We start from the raw sequence: 17,936 nt of genomic DNA on the forward strand, positions 1-17,936 counted from the left end.
CTGCCGCCGGTCAGCCTGCGCGCGCCGCGTGGGCGGACGGCCGGACGAGCCCCGCTTCGACGGCGACGCGCCACAGGCCGCGTTCGGTTGCATGCCTGACCGGCTCCGCGCGCAGACAGCCGAATTGCGCGAGCGCGAGGCGGTAGCGCTCGCACAGCGCGTCGTTGCCGATCAGCCGCAGACTCTGCTGCGCGAGCGAGCTGCGTTGCTGCGCGAGTACCGCTTCGAGGCCGGCGAGTTCGTGCCCGATCAGCAGGCCCGACAGATAGTCGGGCTGTGCCTCGCTCGACAGCGCGCCGGTCAAGCCGAGCGTGCGCGTGCTGAACACGGTCGCGAGCACGCCTGCCTGGCCCTTCTCGCGCGCGATGTTCACGCCGCGCAGAAATGCTTCGGTATCCGGGCGATCGGGCGTGACCATCGTGCGGCCGAGAATCGTGTGCTCGCGCAGCGCGGCGAACACCTCGCCGGTCATGAACGTATAAAAACGCTCGATGCGCTCCGCCTGCACGACCGCCCATTTCGCGTGCGTGCCGGGCAGGCCGATCAGCGAGCGGGCGTTGCTGTCGACCGGGTTCGCGTCGTGCGACCCGTCCGCGTCCGCGCTGAGCGCGCCGAAAATTTGCGTCTCCTCGCCGCGCATCACGTTCGGCAGTTCACCGCGTTGCAGCACGCCCGGCACGATATGCAGTGTCGCGCCGCGCGCGGTCTGCACGCGGACGATACCGGCCACCAACGCATCGGCGTTCGCGGGTGTCTCGACATACGGCGCTTCGAGCCAGCCCTGCGCGCTGCCGACCATCCCCGCCGCGATCACCGGCACGCCGCGCGCATGCTCGAGCCATGCGCCGCAGGCGTCGTCGAACGCGGCGTCGAAGCCGCCCTCGGCTGCGCTACGCGGCAGATTCATGATGCCGGCCGTCGATGCGCGCGTCGCCAGCACGCGACCGTGCGCGTCGAACAGATAGGCGCGCAGCGACGTCGTGCCCCAGTCGAGCGCGATCAGCGCGGCGTGCGTGAAATCGACGGCGGCGGTATCGGCGGCGGCTGGCGCGTCCGGCCTCACGCCCGTGTCGGGCGCGGCGGCCGCCCGGTGGTTCGCCAGCGTGGCGGTGCCCGCTTGTTTCATCGCTTGATCCTGCGCGTGGCCGGTCGCGGTGCGCGCCAACCGAGTTCTTCCGAAATCGCGCGCGCCTCGCGCTGCACGACCGGAATCAGTTCGTCCATCCGTTCGAGCGGCATATAGGGAATCGTGCTGGCCACCGACAACGCCGCGACGATCGCGCCCGACGCATCGCGCACCGGCGCCGCGACGCAACGGATCGCCGCTTCGTTCTCTTCGAGATCGAACGTGTAGCCGCCGGCCGCGTAGTTCGTCATGCGCTGCAGGAAGGTCGGCGCATCGGGGCGGTTGTCCGGCTTGAAGCTGACGCCTGCGAGCGCGCGGCGCGACGCGTCGAACAGCGACTGCCATGCGTCCGGCGCGAGGTCGAGCATCATCGCCTTGCCGATGCCGGTCGACGCGAGCGGCATCCGATGGCCGACGCGCGAGCGCATTTCGAGGCCGCGCGTGCCGGGGATCTTGTCGATGTACAGCACGTCGTCGCCGTCGCGCACGCCGAGGTGGATCGTGTCGAGCGTCTGCTCGGCCAGCGACTCGAGGTGCGGACGCGCGACGGCCGTCAGCGGCATCTGTTCGAGCGCGATCGTGCCGAGCTCGATCAGCTTCGGCCCGAGCAGATAGCCGCCCTGCACCTGGCGCAGATAGCGCGCCTGCACGAGGCTGCTGACGAGCCGGTGCGTGGTGCTGCGGGTCGTGCCGAGCGCGGCGCCGAAGCTGCGCAGGTCGCGCACGCCGGCGGCGGCGGCCTCGAGAATCGCAAGGCCGCGCAACAGTGTCTGCGTGCCGGCCTGCTGCGGCGTGATTTCCAGCAGCGTGACCGGCAGCCCGAGACCGTCGACGGTCGCCGCGCGCGCCACCGGGCGCGACGCCCTCGCGGTAGCGGACGCACTGGCGGCGACATTGGCGGTGACGGCTGAAGCATCGCGCGGCGCGGAATTCACCACGGGATTCGCGGCGCTGTTCGGCCCGCCGTTCGAGCCCTGCGCGGCCTCGGCCGCGCTGGCGGCGGGAGTGGGCATCGCTTTGTTCATGGCGATTCGCCTTCGGATGGTTTCTGCGCTTAGCGCGCGGGGCCGGAGAACAGGGCGGGAACGGGTGCGGCGCCGCGCTCGCGCGGCTGCTGTGGTTGGCTGCCAGACATGGTCGGTCTCGTCTCCGTTTTTTCTGTCGCTGTTCGCTGCTTCGGCGCGCTGGGGCGCCGACTCGCGATGCATGTTGGCTTGGATTGTAGGGCGACTTTTGAGAATCACCAATATGTGAATGTTGAGTCCATATAGTGAGATTTTAGTGGGCGATCGAGTGTGTGTAGCGAACTGTCGCGGTCGCGGTCTGCTGACGCAAAAAAGCCCGCGCGAGACGGGCTTCGAAGCAGGACAACGAGATCGAGGGCTCTTTCAATCCGGCAATTCAGCCGCGCCCATCCGCCGCGCAATCACGCGCGCGCGTTGCGTGAGATACGCCGAATTCCTGTGTTCATCGAAATACCTGGGGCGTGGCAGCATCACCGCGAGCCGCGCCGACTGCGCGGCCGTGAGCTTGCTCGCCGAGGTCTTGAAGTAGTACTGCGCGGCCGCCTCGGCGCCGTACACGCCGTTGCCCCATTCGATCGAGTTCAGATAGATCTCGAAGATGCGCTGCTTGTCCATCAGCGTTTCGAGCATCCACGTGATGATCAGCTCCTGGCCCTTGCGGATATAGCTTTTCTCGCGCGACAGAAACAGGTTGCGCGCAAGCTGCTGCGAGATCGTCGAGCCGCCGCGCACGATCCGGCCCTGCGCCTTGTTGCGCTCCCACGCCTGCAGGATCGCGTCGGTTTCGTAGCCTTTGTTGTTGACGAAGTTCGCGTCTTCGGACGCGATGATCGCGCGCTTCAGGTTGCGCGAAATCTGATCGTACGGCACCCACGTTCGCTGCACCGACAGATCCGGCCGGTCCTGCGACAGACGCCATGCGTCCGAGCGCATGAACGCGGTCGAGCGCGGATTGACGACGTTCCAGATTGCGATCTGCGCGAAGTAGTACGCCTGCGTCGCGAGCCAGGCGATAGCCACGACCGCGGTCAACCAGGCGAGCCAGCGCAGCGGGCCGGACTGGCCGCGCGAACCGCTGGCGCGCCGCGTCGCTGTCATGGTGCGTGCTATCCGCGCGCCGACGTTACGCGGGCGACGGCGCCGTCAGCAACGCGCGCAATTCGGCGAGCACCGGCGCACTGTCCGGACGCACGCCGCGCCACACATGGAACGATTCGGCGGCCTGCTCGACCAGCATGCCGAGTCCGTCGGCGCCGCGCGCGCCGAGTTTCGCCGCGTGCTGCATGAAGATGGTCGGATGCGCGCCGTACATCATGTCGTAGGCGAGCGTGCCGTTGCCGAACGCGCGATCGTCGCACTCGGGCAGCGACGCATCGAGGCTGCCCGCGGTCGCGTTGACGATCACGTCGTACTGGCCCGCTTCGATCGCGCGGGCGCTGCCGCCGGTCAGACGGCAGTGCGCGCCGCTGGCAGCCTGCGCGAACTGGTCGACCAGCGCTTCGGCCTTCTGCGCCGTGCGATTGACGATCGTCAGCGTATGCGGTGCGCGCTCGAGCATTGGCAGCACGACACCGCGCGCGGCCCCGCCCGCGCCGAGCAGCAGGATGCGCGCTCCCTTCAGCGACACGCCGAGATTCACCTCGATGTCGCGCACGAGGCCGAAGCCATCAGTGTTGTCGCCGTAGATGCCGTCGGCGTCGACCCGCAGCGTGTTCACCGCGCCGGCCGCCGCCGCGCGCGGCGACAGCGTATTCGCGAATGCATGCGCGTCGAGCTTGAACGGTACCGTCACGTTCAGGCCGCGTCCGCCCGCTTCGATGAACGCGCGCACGTGCGGCACGAACGCGTCGACCGGCGCGAGCAGATGACCGTACTCGACCGGCTCGCCGGTTTGCGCGGCGAAGCGGCCGTGGATGAACGGCGACTTGCTATGCCCGACGGGGTTGCCGATGACCGCGTAGCGCTCGCGCGTTGGGTTGCCGCTCATCGTCCCGGCTCCGTGATGTGTTGGTCGTTGTCGGCGTTGTTCGCGGCGTCGTTGCCGTCGCCGGTCGCCGCCGATTCGTCTGCGCTGGGGTTGTCGTTGGGATTGCCGCCGTCGGCTTCGGCTTCCGCCTCGGCCTCCGCTTCGCTTTCGGCGCTGTCATCGGTTGCGTCGAGCAACTCTTCCTCGCCCTCGTCCTCGCCTTCTTCGGCTTCGGCGCCGCTCGTCACGGTCGGTGCATCGAGCACGTGTAACAGACGCACCGACGCTTCGATCGTCAGTTCATCGATCGACATGACTTCCATCTGCAAACGCGTGCCGCGCGCATGCACGCCGAGGCCCGGCACGTGCAGCAGCAGCGGAATTTCCTCGAGACGCACGAGATCGCCCTTCACGACCGACGCGACCACCTGCTTGCGGTTTTCCTGCGTGAGCCAGCGCAGACACCAGAAGTACTCCATGCGACGCTGATAGTCGGCGTACGCGGTGTAGGTGTCGTCGAAGCCTTGCACGACCGCGAACAGATCGGCGTCCTTCGGCTTGAACGGCGCGGCGAGCTTGGCGGTCACGCCATGCTGCACGCACGCGATCAGCTGCCACTGATTCACGAGGTCGACGTAGCGGCGCAGCGGCGACGTGCTCCACGCGTACTGCGTGACGCCGAGCCCTTCGTGCGGCGCGGCGTTGGTCTGCATGCGCGTGCGCTTCGGGCCACTCGGCACGCCGAACGCGCGCTGCGTGCGATAGATACCCGGCACGCCGTGATCGTGCAGGAACCCGCCCCACGACGAGTTCGCGAGAATCGCCAGCTCGGCGACGATCGTGTCGAGCGGCGAGCCGCGCCGGCGCGGCGTAATCGTGATGTGCTCGCCGTCGACGTAGAAATTGAAGTCGGTATTGCGCTGCACTTCGCGGCGCAGGCCGTAGCCGGCGCGCGCGGTCTGGCGCTTTTCGAACAGCGCTTGCGCGAACGGCCACAGCACGGCGATATCGTCCTTGTGCGGATACTCGCCGGTGCCCTCGGCGAGCGCCTTCTCGTTGACGATTTCGTCGAGCGTGTTGTGGCGCAGATTGTTCTTCACGAACACGCGCTCGGCGCGCGTTTCGCTCGCGACGATCTCCTGCGTCTCGCGATTGACGATCACGTACAGCGACAGCGCCGGCCGATACCCACCCTCGGCAAGCGTGAAGGTGTCGACGACGCTGTCGGGCAGCATCGTGATCTTGTCGCCGGGCATGTAGACCGTCGACAGACGCGCGCGCGCAATCGCATCGACTTCGTCGCCACGCTGGATGCCGAGCGCCGGCGCGGCGATGTGCACGCCGATGCGCACACGGCCGTCGGCCAGATGCTCGACCGAGAACGCGTCGTCGATTTCGGTCGTGGTGATGTCGTCGATCGAGAACGCTTCGACGTCCGCCTGCGGCAGATCGTCGGGCACGTTCGCGGCCGCGACGGACGGGAAGCCGGTGCCGTGCGGGAAGAACTCGGACAGGAACTTCGCTTCGTGCAGCGCGCGCGGCGACGCGATCGCGCCGCATTCGAGCATCAGCCGCGCCTGCGAGATGCCGCGCGCGGCCGCGGCGCCCTCGAGCGCCTTGTACTCGATCGTGTTCTTGTCGGGCTTCGTCAGGAGCGCGAGCCCCTTGCCGCCCGCGAACGCTTCAGGCAGACGGCCTGCCTTCAGCTCTTCCTCGTACTGCGCCTGCACGAGCGCCTGCTGACGCTTGCGCTCGAGGCCCGCGAGCGCCATCTTCAGTTGCTCCTGCGGCGCGCGCTGGTACATGCCGCGGCCCTTGCGGCGGAAGTACACCGGCGAGCCGTGCATGCGCAGCACCAGCGCCGCGCGCTCGATCGCGCCGAAGCTCGCGCCGAAGTACTCGGCGCCCAGCGTCGCGAACGGGAATTCATCGTCCGGCGCGCATTCCCACAGGAAGTCCAGATCGATCTCTTGCGCCAACGCGTCGGCCTGCCGCATCAGTTCGGCCGCGGTGGGCTTCTCGAACTCGATCAGCACATCCTTCGCGCGCACCTTCGCGCGCCGCCCGCCCGGCAACTCGACCTGAAACGCGTCGCCCTGGCGCGACAGCACGCTGCCGGCCTTGAAACTGCCCGATTCCTCGAAGAAAACGTTCACTCAATACTCTCGTTCTGACTTGCATCTGCCGTCGCGCCCGACGCCCTGTGGCGATCGATCACTGCATGCGCGGCACGGCAACCTGTTCGTGATAGTGAATCCGCGGCGCGCACTGCGCGTGCCAGCGGGTTGAATCTTGCGACCAGCGGTGGCGGTCGGTGTGTCTTTCTGACTGACGTCCTTGCAGGGTTCGATGCCGCCGCTCTTTGCGTGCCGTCAGGCCGCCGCGCGCGGCGCCGGCGGCTCGACGTGTTCGGCGTCGCAAAAGCCCAGCACGTCGTCGAGATACTGCGCGAACTCGCTGATCGCGTGGTCGCTGCCCTCGATCAGCGTGGTGCGCGCGCCCGGATAGTGCGCGAGCATTTCGCGGTAGTCGAGCACTTCGTCGCCGGTGGCTGCCATCAAATAATAGCGTTCGGGCCGCGTGATCGACGCCACGCCGAGCGCGCGCAATTCATCCAGATGATGCGGCTCGACGACGATGCTGCCGCCACCGTGCCACAACGGCTGCTCGCCGAGATAGGCGCTCAGGTCGCGCTGCGGCACGACCGCCGGGTTCAACAGCACGGCCGGCCAGCCGTGTTTCTCGGCCAGATGGGTGGCGAAGTAGCCGCCGAGCGAACTGCCGATCACGGTCACCTGCCGCGCATCGCCCTTCGCGCGTGCCTCGGCCACCAGCGATTCGGCGAGCGCCACGGTTTCGAACGGCGACACCGGCAGCATCGGGCAGCACCACTCGCCGGCGCGACCCAGTTCGGCGAGACGCGCCGCGAGCAGGCGCGCCTTGAACGAATTCGGCGACGAACGGAAACCGTGCAGATACAGAATCACGACGCGCCTCGCGTCGAAAGACCGTCGAGCAGCTTCTGATGCACGCCGCCGAAGCCGCCGTTGCTCATCACCAGAATCTGGTCGCCGGGGCGCGCCGCGTGGACCACCGCCTTCACGAGCGCGTCGAGGTTGTCGAACGCCTGCGCCTTGCCGTCGAGCGGCGCGAGCGCTTCGCCGAGGTTCCAGCCGAGCGCGTCGCGCCCGCCCGGCGCGCCGTAACCGAACACGAGATCGGCGTCGGCGAGGCTCGCCGGCAGTTGCGCTTTCATCACGCCGAGCTTCATCGTGTTCGAGCGCGGTTCCAGCACCGCAAGGATTCGCGTGTTGTCGCGGCCGACCCGCGCGCGCAGGCCGGCCACCGTCGTCTCGATCGCGGTGGGGTGATGCGCGAAGTCGTCGTACACGGTCACACCCTCGACGCTGCCACGCACTTCCATGCGGCGCTTCACGTTGCGAAAGCCGGACAGCGACTTCGCGGCCTGCGCGGGCGGCACGCCGACATGGCGCGCGGCGGCGATCGCGGCGAGCGCGTTCATGCGGTTATGCTCGCCCTGCACCTGCCAGTCGACCATGCCGACGCGCTCGCCGTTGTGATAGACGGCGAAGCGTTCGTCGACGGGCACGCCCTGCTCCGCCGCCTGGATCTCCCAGCCGCCCTGGACGCCGAAGCGCTCGACCTCGCTCCAGCAGCCGCGCGTCAGTACGCGCTCGAGCGCGTCCTCGCGGCCGTTCGTGACGACGCGGCCCAAGCGCGGCACCGTGCGGATCAGATGATGGAACTGCGTTTCGATCGCGGCGAGATCAGGGAAGATGTCGGCGTGATCGAATTCGAGATTGTTCAGCACCGCCGTTTTCGGGCGGTAATGGACGAACTTCGAGCGTTTGTCGAAGAATGCGGTGTCGTATTCGTCGGCTTCGATCACGAAGAAGCTCGAATCGGTGAGCCGCGCCGACACGCCGAAATTGAGCGGCACACCGCCGATCAGGAAGCCGGGGTTCAGGCCCGCGTCTTCGAGCAGCCAGGTCAGCATCGAGCTCGTGGTGGTCTTGCCGTGCGTGCCGGCCACGGCCAGCACCCATTTGCCGTTCAGCACGTGCTCGCCGAGCCACTGCGGACCGGACACGTACGGCAGGCCGCGGTCCAGAATCGCTTCCATCAGCGGGTTGCCGCGCGTGACCACGTTGCCGATCACGAACAGATCCGCATTCAGGCCGTTCAGTTGGTCCGCGTCATAACCCTCGATCAGACCGATGCCTTGCGCCTCGAGCTGCGTGCTCATCGGCGGATAGACGCCGGCGTCGCAGCCGGTCACGGTGTGGCCCGCATTGCGCGCGAGCACCGCGAGACCGCCCATGAAGGTGCCGCAGATGCCGAGGATGTGGATATGCATAAGCCTGTCGTGCCGCGGGGGCGTTTCTTGCGAGGGATGAGAGAGCCACAGGACGGTCGGAACGACCGTCTGCAAAGGACGCCTATTGTAACCGACGCGACGCGCGCTGCCCCCTGCCGGCCACGCCCGGCGCCGCCCCGTGCGGGCCGCCGAACCGCGTCGCAGGCTCGATCGAGTATCATGCAAGGATGGTCCGCAAATCACATTTCGATCCGCAGCGCGTGCGCGAGGAAATCGCAATCGCGGCGGCACGCCTGATTGCCGAAGACGGCCTGGATTACGCCAGCGCGAAGCGCAAGGCGGCCCGGCAGGTCGTCGGCGAGACTCGTGTTGCCGGCGAATGGCTGCCGGACAACGATCAGATCGAACAAGAGATCCGCGAATATCAGTCGCTGTTCCAGAGCGACAGCCAGCCGGCGCTGCTGCGGCGCCTGCGCATGATCGCGGTCGACTGGATGGAGCGGTTCGCGCCGTTCAATCCGTATCTGACGGGCGCGGTGCTCGGCGGTACGGCCGGCGAGCATTCGGATGTGCATCTGCAGGTGTTTTGCGACAACCCGAAGGAAGTCGCGATCTACATGCTCAATGCAAACATCCAGTACGACGTGTCGGAAACGCGCCACTTCGCGGGCCGCGGCTACGTGGAGACGCTGAGCTTTCTGTGGCGCCCCGCTGGCGAGCGCAACGCCGAGCCGGTCGGCATCCACGTCGCGCTGTACGAAACCGACGACCTGCGTGGCGCGGTACGCGCCGACGCGCGCGGCCGCACGGCGCGGGCCAATTTGCCGGCGGTGCAGGCGCTGCTCGACGGCGACGAAGTGCCGTCCTTCACCAATTGATCAGACAGAACGGAGCACGATGAACACGAGGCGTATGCTGGCGGGCGCGGTCGTCGCGCTGATTGCCGCGGGCGGCGGCGTGCTGGCCAATCACTGGCTCGATCGCGGTGCCGACGTCGCGTACGCGGCGCAGGCCGGGGCGCAGCCTGCCACCTCTGCGAGTCCCGTGCAGCAACTGTGGACCGCGCCGGTCACGAACGTCGACGGCAAACCGCAGTCGCTGAGCCTGCTCAAGGGCCACCCGATCGTCGTCAACTTCTGGGCGTCGTGGTGCGCTCCGTGCGTCGAGGAAATGCCGGCGCTGTCGCAGATCCAGCGCGAGTACGCGAAGAAAGGCATCCAGTTCGTCGGCCTCGGCGTCGACTCGGAAAAGAACATCCAGACCTTCCTGCAGAAGGTCAAGGTCGCGTACCCGATCTACGTGACCGGCTTCGGTGGCGCCGACCTCGCGCGCGCGTTCGGCAACAATGCGGGAGGTTTGCCGTTTACCGTCGTGATCGACGCAAAAGGCAACATCCGCTCCACAAAATTGGGCCAGATCGACCCAACGGCGCTGCGCCAGACGCTCGACGCGCTGTAAATTTCCCGATTTCCCACGCTACGCTTTTTGGCATGCGATTCCGTGCAGAACGAGCAAAAATACACGGATAATTCCCGAATTTGAGTGAAGTTGGACCCAAGGCTGCGCCGCGGCCCGCGCCGGCCATCGCCGCGTACGCGCGCGAAACTAGACAAGTTTCTCTAATCAGCGCTAAAGTGCGCGCAATTCCACGGAAAAAGAAGCGACCATGACGCGACTGCTGGTACTGCACGGACCCAACCTCAATCTTCTCGGCAGCCGGGAACCCGAGGTCTACGGTCGCGTGACCCTGCCGCAGATCGATCAGGCGCTGGCGGACCGGGCAGCCGACGCAGGCGTTGAACTCGCGTCGTTTCAGAGCAATCACGAAGGCGCGCTGGTCGACCGTATTCAGGCGGCCCGCACCGAGCAAACTGATTTCATCCTGATCAATCCCGCCGCGTACACGCACACAAGCGTGGCCATTCGCGACGCACTGGCGGGGGTCGGCATCCCGTTCGTCGAGATTCATCTGTCGAACGTGCATCGCCGCGAACCGTTCCGGCATCACTCGTATTTCTCCGACCAGGCTGAGGGCGTCATTTGCGGCCTCGGCTGGAAGGGGTATCTGTACGCGCTCGAATTCGCGCTCGACCGGCTCGCGGCCGGGTCGTCGCGCGGCTGAATCCAAACACGTCCAATTTGAGCCGGCTACTGCGACTTGCACACGCCGGCACACTACGCATTGAAAGGGGCACCCTGATGGATCTACGTAAACTCAAAACTCTGATCGACCTCGTCTCGGAGTCCGGTATTTCCGAACTCGAAGTGACCGAGGGCGAAGGCAAGGTCCGCATCGTCAAGAATGCGCCGCCGGTTTACGTCCAACCGTCCGCCCCATACGCCGTACCGCAATTCGCACAACCGGCACCGTTCGGCGCTGTCGAAGCGCCGGCAGCCCCCGCGGGCGCTCCAGCCACGCCGGCCGCCGCCGCGCCGCAGGGTCACGTCGTTACCTCGCCGATGGTCGGCACGTTCTACCGCGCGCCGTCGCCGGGCGCCGATCCGTTCGTGCAGGTCGGCGACACGGTCAAGGAAGGCCAGACCATCTGCATCATCGAAGCGATGAAGCTGCTCAACGAGATCGAGTCGGACAAGTCCGGCGTGGTCAAGGAAATCCTCGTCGAAAACGGCCAGGCGGTCGAATACGGCCAACCGCTGTTCGTGGTCGGCTAACGCGGCACGCACTATCCGCCGCCCGCGCGCCGCTCATCCCAGGCGCGCGACCGATCCTCTGCGGCAGCCGGCGTCCTGACCGACCCCGGCGCCCATTGATGAGTCGAAAACCCGCTATGTTTGAAAAAATCCTCATTGCCAATCGTGGCGAGATCGCGCTTCGCATCCAGCGCGCCTGCCGCGAGCTCGGCGTCAAGACGGTCGTCGTCTATTCGGAAGCCGACAAGGAAGCGAAGTACGTGAAGCTCGCCGACGAGGCGGTCTGCATCGGCCCGGCACCGTCGAATCTGAGCTATCTGAACATGCCCGCGCTGATCAGCGCGGCCGAAGTCACCGACGCCGAAGCGATCCACCCCGGCTACGGCTTCCTGTCGGAGAACGCCGACTTCGCCGAGCGCGTCGAGCAGTCCGGCTTCACCTTCATCGGTCCGCGTCCGGAAACGATCCGCATGATGGGCGACAAGGTCACGGCCAAACAGACCATGATCAAGACCGGCGTGCCTTGCGTGCCGGGTTCGGAAGGCGCGCTGCCGGACGATCCGAAGGAGATCGTGAAGATCGCCCGCCAGATCGGCTATCCGGTCATCATCAAGGCGGCTGGCGGTGGCGGCGGCCGCGGCATGCGCGTAGTCCACACGGAAGCGGCGCTCGTCAACGCAGTCATCATGACCCGCGAGGAAGCCGGTCGCGCGTTCGGCAACCCGCAGGTCTACATGGAGAAATTCCTCGAGAACCCGCGGCACATCGAAATCCAGGTGCTGGCCGACTCGTTCAAGAACGCCGTGTGGCTCGGCGAGCGCGACTGCTCGATGCAACGCCGTCACCAGAAGGTGATCGAGGAAGCGCCGGCGCCGGGCATCGCGCGCCGTCTGATCGACCGTATCGGCGATCGTTGCGCGGACGCGTGCAAGAAGATGGGCTATCTCGGCGCGGGCACCTTTGAGTTCCTGTATGAAAACGGCGAGTTCTACTTCATCGAGATGAACACGCGCGTGCAGGTCGAGCATCCGGTGACCGAACTGATCACCGGTGTCGACATCGTGCAGGAACAGATCCGCATCGCGGCCGGCGAGAAGCTCACGTTCCGTCAGCGCGACATCCAGTTCCGCGGCCATGCGATCGAATGCCGGATCAACGCCGAAGATCCGTTCAAGTTCACGCCGTCACCGGGACGCCTGACCTCGTGGCATATGCCGGGCGGTCCCGGCATCCGCGTCGATTCGCACGCCTACAATGGTTATTTCGTGCCGCCGAACTACGATTCGATGATCGGCAAGCTGATCGCTTACGGCGCCACGCGCGAACAGGCGATCATGCGGATGCGCATCGCGCTGTCGGAAATGGTGGTCGAAGGTATTCAGACCAACATCCCGCTGCACCGTGAGCTGATGCTCGACGCGAAGTTCGTCGAAGGCGGCACCAGCATCCACTACCTCGAAAACCGGCTGGCCGCGCGTCAGCAGGTCGCGGAAGAAGCGTAAGTCATGAGCTATCGGGAACTGGTTGCCGAACTGGCGCGCGAGCACGCGGAGGAGTTGTCCGACGCGCTGCTCGAGCTGGGCGCGTTGTCGGTGTCGGTCGAAGACGCCGACGCCGACACGCCCGACGAGCAGCCGCTGTTCGGCGAGCCCGGCCTCACGCCGGATCGCACGGCATGGCAGCATTCGCGCGTGATCGCGCTGCTCGCGCCGGAACACGATCCGGCCGTGCTGCTGACCGCCGCGGCCAACGAGATCGGACTCGATGCCGCGCCGGCATATACCGTGCGCGAGGTCGAGGAGCAGGACTGGGTGCGGCTCACGCAGTCGCAGTTCGATCCGATCCAGATCGGCGAGCGCATCTGGGTCGTGCCGTCGTGGCACGATGCGCCGGACCCCGGCGCGCTCGTGCTCGAACTCGATCCGGGTCTCGCGTTCGGCACCGGCAGCCACCCCACCACGCGTCTGTGCATGGAGTGGATCGAGCAGTCGATCAAGCCCGGCCAGTCCGTGCTCGACTACGGCTGCGGCTCGGGTATCCTCGCGATTCTCGCGAAGAAGTGCGGCGCCGATCCGGTGATCGGCATCGATATCGATCCGCAGGCGGTCGAATCGGCGCGTCACAATAGCGAACGCAATCACGCCGAAGTCACCTATGGCCTGCCCGACGCCTGTCCGGCCGGCGAGTTCGACGTCGTGGTCGCGAACATCCTGTCGAATCCGCTGAAGCTGATGGCGTCGATGCTGTCGTCGAAGGTGAAACCGGGCGGCCACATCGCGCTGTCGGGCATTCTCGCGCGCCAGGCCGAGGAAGTCGCGCAGGTCTACGCGCGCTGGATCGATATCAGCGTGTGGCGCGAACATGAAGGTTGGGTGTGCCTCGCCGGAACGCGCCGCGAAAGCAATTAGAATAAGGCGTATTGTCAACCTAACGGCCTCAGGCTCACCGGCTCGATATGCACCTGGCAACGCGTTGCCCCTTCTGCGAAACTGTCTTCCTTCTGCAACCGGCGCAGCTTGCGCAGCGCCGCGGCCTCGTGCGGTGCGGGCATTGCCAGGAAGTCTTCGACGCGTCGAGCAGTCTGTTCGACGTCTCCGAAGGCGGCGATTTTTCCACGGCCAAACCGGTTGCCGCCGCGGCGGCAATCGAAGCGCTGTCGGGTGTGCGGCAACCCAACCCGGACTTCAGCGGTGACGCGTGGGACCCGTGGGCGCCGGCTTCGGAACAAGACTCCACCAGCATTTCCCGCAGCACGCTCGATGCCCGTTTGCGCGACCACGCGAGCAGCGTGCCGCTCGCGCCGCTGCCGCTTGGCGGCAACGAGCACGCACCCGTCACATCGGGCACTCCTCGCCAGGCGATCGAACCGGAATTGCGCGCCGGCGCTTTCACGGCACCGCTACCCGCGGACGATGAGCCGACGCTGGCCGACGCGCCACTCGAACCCTTCGCCTATCCCGCCGACAACGAGGTCGATGAACTGCCTGTCGTCCCGCCCACCGCGCCTGCTCCCCCACCGCGAGTCGAAGACGAAGCGCCGCGCGTCTGGCACAAGATCGAACGCCCCGAGCCGTCCACGCTCGATGAACCGGCGCTGCGCGAACCAGCAAGTCTGCATGGCATGCCCGACAACGAGCCGCACTTCGGCCCGGTCGGTGGGGGCGTGGGCGGCTTCGGCGCCGCCGCGGGCATGGGTGCCGCAGGTGCTTCGGGCGCCGGCGGTCCCGGCGGCCCCCGCCCGCCGGGCGGTCCGTCGCTCGCCCCATCGAGCGGCGAGCCATTCTCGGTCAAGCCGCCCGTCAGCGATGGCGACGATCCGTTCCCGGTCGTGCGCGAAACCCGCCCGGTGGACGCCGGACGCGTCGGCTGGATCGTCGCCGGTGTGGTGCTCGCCGCGCTGCTCGTCATTGCGCTGCTCGCGCAACTCGCGTGGTGGCAACGCGAGACCGTGATGGTCAACCTGCCGCGCTCGCAGATCCTGTACGCGCAGGCCTGCGCGCATCTCGGCTGTCAGCTGACGCCGCCGCACGATATCGAAGGCCTGCTCGTCGAGCCCTCCGATCTGCGGCAGATCGACGGCCCGCACAAGCTCGAGCTGAAGATGCCGCTGCACAACCGCCTGAACATCGCGCTCGCCTACCCCGCGATCGAACTCACGCTGCTCGACGATCAGAACAACGTCGCCGTGCGGCGCGTGCTGTGGCCGCAGGATTACGTGCCGCCCGGCACCGTGATCGCGTCCGGCCTGCCCGCGCACGCGACGCAGACGATGATCGTGCACCTCGACACCGGCACCGCGATTGCCTCCAATTTTCGCGTACAGATTTTTTATCCGTAACGCGCCCTCGCGCGCCCGCTCCCTGGCGGGCGCATCATTCTCATCACTGACGCCCTTTTCGGAGCACAACACATGAGTCAAGTCACGCTGGGTGGCAACCCGATCGAAGTAAGCGGCACGTTCCCGTCGGTCGGCCAGCAGGCCGCCGCATTCTCGCTGATCGGCCGAGACCTGAAGCCGCTGACGCTCGCCGACTTCGCCGGCAAGCGCAAGGTGCTCAACATCGTCCCGAGTCTCGACACGCCGACCTGCGCGACGTCGACGCGCAAGTTCAACGAAGCCGCCGCGAAGCTCAGCAACACGGCCGTCATCGTCGTGTCGGGCGACCTGCCGTTCGCGGCGTCGCGCTTCTGCACGACCGAGGGCATCGAGAACGTGGTGACCGCGTCGACGTTCCGCGGCCATGAGTTCGCGCAAGCGTACGGCGTCGACGTGACGAGCGGTCCGCTGACCGGCCTGACCGCGCGCGCGGTCGTCGTGCTCGACGAAAACGACAAGGTCGTGCACGCCGAGTTGGTCGGCGAGATCAAGAACGAGCCGAACTACGACGCAGCGCTCGCCGCGCTGAAGTAAGCCCTCTCGCGCGCGAACGACGGCGCCGCGCCCCGCGCGCGGCGCTGGCGGCGCGGCGCGTCTCTTTCCACCGCTTTCATACAGGAACGCTCGCCTTGGCTACGCTCATCTGCGGCTCGCTCGCGTACGACAACATCATGACCTTCGAAGGCCGCTTTCGGGAGCACATCCTGCCGGAGCAGGTCCACATCCTCAACGTAAGCTTTCTCGTGCCGACCATGCGTCGCGAGTTCGGCGGCTGCGCGGGCAACATCGCCTATGCGCTGAATCTGCTCGGCGGCGACGCGCGCATCATGGGCGCGATCGGCGCCGTCGACGCACAGCTCTATCTTGACCGGCTCGCGCAGCTCGGCCTGTCGACGGAAAACGTGCTCGTCGTGCCCGACACCTACTCGGCGCAGGCGATGATCACGACCGACCTCGAGAACAACCAGATCACCGCTTTCCATCCGGGCGCGATGATGCAGTCGCATCAGAACCGCGCCGACGAAGTGGCGGGCCTGACGCTCGGCATCGTCGCGCCGGACGGCTATGACGGCATGGTCCAGCACTCCGAACAGCTTGCCGCCGCAGGCGTGCCATTCATCTTCGATCCGGGCCAGGGCTTGCCGCTGTTCGACGGCGAGACGCTGCGGCGCATCATTGAACTTGCTACCTATGTAGCGGTCAACGATTACGAAGCCGCGCTGGTGAGCAACAAGACCGGCTGGTCGATCGAACAGATCGCCGGCAAGGTCGACGCGCTGATCATTACGCTCGGCGAGAAGGGTGCGCAGATCCATCACGGCGGCGGTATAGAAGAGATTCCGGCGGTAACGGCCAGGCAGGTGCTCGATCCCACCGGCTGCGGCGACGCGTTTCGCGGTGGCTTGCTCTACGGTATCGAGAAGGGTCTCGGGTGGGCCACGACCGGCCGTCTCGCCAGCCTGATGGGCGCACTGAAGATCGAGCATCAAGGCCCGCAAAACTACGCGCCCAGCCGGGCGGAAATCAACGAGCGGTTCAAGCAGGCCTTCGGATACGACCTGCACTGATATCGCGTGCTATGGGAGTTTGGGAATGAGAACATCGAGTCGCCTGATCATCGTCACCTTGATCGCCGGTTCGCTGGCCATGTCGGGGTGTGCGGTCAACAGCAGCTCTCCCGACGTTTTCACCGCCTCGCAGGCGCAGCGTGAACAGACGGTTCGCATGGCCACGGTGGAGAGCGTGCGCGCGGTGCGGATCAGCACGAACGACGGTCAGCCGATCGGCATCGGCGCACTCGGTGGCGCGGCGCTCGGCGCGCTCGCCGGCAGCACGATCGGCGGCGGACGTGGCTCGGTCGCGACGGGTATCGTCGGCGGCATCGGCGGTGCGGTCGCCGGCAATGCAATCGAAAACCGCGTCGCCATGCGCGACGGTATCGAAATCACCGTGCGCCTCGACAACGGCGACATGCGCGCCGTCACCCAAACTGCTACCGGCGAAATCTTCCGCGCCGGCGATCGCGTGAGGCTGCTGTCGAGCGGCGGCGTCACGCGCGTCACACACTAAGCGCACCTCCCGCGCGGCGGCGCGTAGTTCAGCGCCGCGACGACGACTTCACACGCATGGGTCCTCACGGGTCCATGCGTGTTTTTTCTTTTCGGGACGACGGGCAAAAAAAACCCGCCACCGGCACACCGGTAACGGGTCGTTGACCGGGTGGCGCTCGCAAGAAATCGAGCACGACCCGGTCATCCGACACATCGTACGATGTGTCGACTTACTGCTACTGCTTACGGACGGCTGCCCGTCGGGAACGGCCATGCCGCTGCCGGGTTCAGCGCGGTCTTCACCGTCGCCGCCGGTGCGCTCGAGACAGCAGGCGCAGCGGGAGCAGGCGCGGCCTTCTTGGCGACAGCCTTCTTCGCAGGGGCAGCCTTCTTCGCAGGCGCAGCGGCCTTCTTCGCGGCAGCCTTCTTGGCAGGTGCAGCTTTCTTGGCTGCAGCCTTTTTGGCAGGCGCCGCCTTCTTGGCAGCGGCCTTCTTCGCCGCGACCTTCTTCGCCGGTGCTGCCTTCTTCGCTGCGGCCTTCTTCGCCGGTGCTGCCTTCTTCGCTGCGACCTTCTTCGCTGCGACCTTCTTCGCTGCGACCTTCTTCACCGCGGCTTTCTTCGCCGGTGCTGCCTTCTTCGCCGCGACCTTCTTGGCTGCAACCTTCTTCGCCGCGACCTTCTTCACTGCGGCTTTCTTCGCCGGTGCTGCCTTCTTCGCCGCGACTTTCTTCGCTGCAACCTTCTTCGCGGCGACCTTCTTCACTGCGACCTTCTTCGCGGCGACCTTCTTGGCCGGAGCAGCCTTCTTAGCCGGAGCAGCCTTCTTTGCTGCGGTCTTTTTTGCTGCGGGCTTCTTGGCCGCGGCCTTCTTTGCAGTTGCCATCATTTTCTCCTTCAG

At 66.6% G+C, this 17,936-nt stretch carries 18 protein-coding genes; 10 read left to right on the forward strand and 8 right to left on the reverse strand.

The annotated features are described in order from the left end of the window. Positions 1 to 10 precede the first annotated feature (10 nt). The 7 genes from OKW28_RS33030 to mpl form a co-directional block, all read right to left on the reverse strand. A complete protein-coding gene (locus tag OKW28_RS33030) occupies positions 11 to 1,126 on the reverse strand; it encodes a 2-dehydro-3-deoxygalactonokinase (protein ID WP_429451756.1) in 1,116 nt (371 codons plus the stop codon). After that, a complete protein-coding gene (locus tag OKW28_RS33035; RefSeq protein WP_429451758.1) occupies positions 1,123 to 2,151 on the reverse strand; it encodes an IclR family transcriptional regulator in 1,029 nt (342 codons plus the stop codon). Before OKW28_RS33035 ends, OKW28_RS33030 begins: the two co-directional genes overlap by 4 nt. A gap of 363 nt (positions 2,152 to 2,514) precedes the next feature. Then, positions 2,515 to 3,249: a monofunctional biosynthetic peptidoglycan transglycosylase gene (gene mtgA, locus OKW28_RS33040; RefSeq protein WP_429451760.1), complete on the reverse strand. Its 735-nt coding sequence runs from the start codon at positions 3,247 to 3,249 to the stop codon at positions 2,515 to 2,517. A gap of 25 nt (positions 3,250 to 3,274) precedes the next feature. Then, positions 3,275 to 4,138 (reverse strand): shikimate dehydrogenase, encoded by an 864-nt coding sequence (aroE, locus tag OKW28_RS33045; RefSeq protein WP_429451762.1) that lies wholly within the window; start codon positions 4,136 to 4,138, stop codon positions 3,275 to 3,277. Beyond that, positions 4,135 to 6,273: a ribonuclease catalytic domain-containing protein gene (locus OKW28_RS33050; protein ID WP_429451764.1), complete on the reverse strand. Its 2,139-nt coding sequence runs from the start codon at positions 6,271 to 6,273 to the stop codon at positions 4,135 to 4,137. Before OKW28_RS33050 ends, aroE begins: the two co-directional genes overlap by 4 nt. Positions 6,274 to 6,489: 216 nt before the next feature. Further along, complete coding sequence (locus tag OKW28_RS33055) at positions 6,490 to 7,104, reverse strand: YqiA/YcfP family alpha/beta fold hydrolase (RefSeq protein WP_429451766.1); 615 nt, start codon at positions 7,102 to 7,104, stop codon at positions 6,490 to 6,492. Continuing rightward, entirely contained in the window at positions 7,101 to 8,495 is a 1,395-nt protein-coding gene (gene mpl, locus OKW28_RS33060) for a UDP-N-acetylmuramate:L-alanyl-gamma-D-glutamyl-meso-diaminopimelate ligase (RefSeq protein WP_429451768.1), read from the reverse strand. Before mpl ends, OKW28_RS33055 begins: the two co-directional genes overlap by 4 nt. A 188-nt stretch (positions 8,496 to 8,683) precedes the next feature. Between mpl and OKW28_RS33065 the strand changes: the two genes are divergently transcribed. The 10 genes from OKW28_RS33065 to OKW28_RS33110 all read left to right on the forward strand — a co-directional run bounded on the left by OKW28_RS33065 (position 8,684) and on the right by OKW28_RS33110 (position 17,055). Continuing rightward, on the forward strand, positions 8,684 to 9,334 hold the full coding sequence (locus tag OKW28_RS33065) for a UDP-N-acetylmuramate--alanine ligase (RefSeq protein WP_429451770.1): 651 nt from the start codon (positions 8,684 to 8,686) through the stop codon (positions 9,332 to 9,334). Between the two features lie 19 nt (positions 9,335 to 9,353). Further along, positions 9,354 to 9,914 (forward strand): TlpA family protein disulfide reductase, encoded by a 561-nt coding sequence (locus OKW28_RS33070; RefSeq protein ID WP_429451771.1) that lies wholly within the window; start codon positions 9,354 to 9,356, stop codon positions 9,912 to 9,914. Between the two features lie 208 nt (positions 9,915 to 10,122). Beyond that, a complete protein-coding gene (aroQ, locus tag OKW28_RS33075) occupies positions 10,123 to 10,578 on the forward strand; it encodes a type II 3-dehydroquinate dehydratase (RefSeq protein WP_090801901.1) in 456 nt (151 codons plus the stop codon). Between the two features lie 77 nt (positions 10,579 to 10,655). Next, entirely contained in the window at positions 10,656 to 11,129 is a 474-nt protein-coding gene (gene accB / locus OKW28_RS33080) for an acetyl-CoA carboxylase biotin carboxyl carrier protein (protein WP_429451773.1), read from the forward strand. 116 nt (positions 11,130 to 11,245) lie between these two features. Then, positions 11,246 to 12,610 carry an acetyl-CoA carboxylase biotin carboxylase subunit gene (accC, locus tag OKW28_RS33085; protein WP_184006568.1) on the forward strand — a complete coding sequence of 455 codons (1,365 nt, stop codon included), beginning with the start codon at positions 11,246 to 11,248 and terminating at the stop codon, positions 12,608 to 12,610. 3 nt (positions 12,611 to 12,613) lie between these two features. After that, positions 12,614 to 13,516, forward strand: a complete 903-nt coding sequence (gene prmA / locus OKW28_RS33090; protein ID WP_429451775.1) for a 50S ribosomal protein L11 methyltransferase — start codon at positions 12,614 to 12,616, stop codon at positions 13,514 to 13,516. A gap of 47 nt (positions 13,517 to 13,563) precedes the next feature. Continuing rightward, positions 13,564 to 14,946 (forward strand): zinc-ribbon and DUF3426 domain-containing protein, encoded by a 1,383-nt coding sequence (locus OKW28_RS33095; protein WP_429451777.1) that lies wholly within the window; start codon positions 13,564 to 13,566, stop codon positions 14,944 to 14,946. A gap of 72 nt (positions 14,947 to 15,018) precedes the next feature. Beyond that, positions 15,019 to 15,519, forward strand: coding sequence for a thiol peroxidase (tpx, locus tag OKW28_RS33100; RefSeq protein WP_090801909.1), 501 nt, complete (start codon positions 15,019 to 15,021; stop codon positions 15,517 to 15,519). Positions 15,520 to 15,614: 95 nt separating this feature from the next. After that, positions 15,615 to 16,553, forward strand: a complete 939-nt coding sequence (locus tag OKW28_RS33105; RefSeq protein WP_090801910.1) for a carbohydrate kinase family protein — start codon at positions 15,615 to 15,617, stop codon at positions 16,551 to 16,553. A 25-nt stretch (positions 16,554 to 16,578) separates the two neighbouring features. Beyond that, positions 16,579 to 17,055 carry a glycine zipper 2TM domain-containing protein gene (locus OKW28_RS33110; protein ID WP_429451778.1) on the forward strand — a complete coding sequence of 159 codons (477 nt, stop codon included), beginning with the start codon at positions 16,579 to 16,581 and terminating at the stop codon, positions 17,053 to 17,055. Between the two features lie 224 nt (positions 17,056 to 17,279). Here the strand turns inward: OKW28_RS33110 and OKW28_RS33115 are convergent, their stop codons facing one another. Beyond that, positions 17,280 to 17,921 (reverse strand): histone H1-like DNA-binding protein, encoded by a 642-nt coding sequence (locus OKW28_RS33115; RefSeq protein WP_429451779.1) that lies wholly within the window; start codon positions 17,919 to 17,921, stop codon positions 17,280 to 17,282. Between the last annotated feature and the right edge of the window lie 15 nt (positions 17,922 to 17,936).

This window comes from Paraburkholderia sp. 40 (assembly GCF_050434105.1).
GTDB classification, from domain to species: Bacteria; Pseudomonadota; Gammaproteobacteria; order Burkholderiales; family Burkholderiaceae; genus Paraburkholderia; species Paraburkholderia tuberum.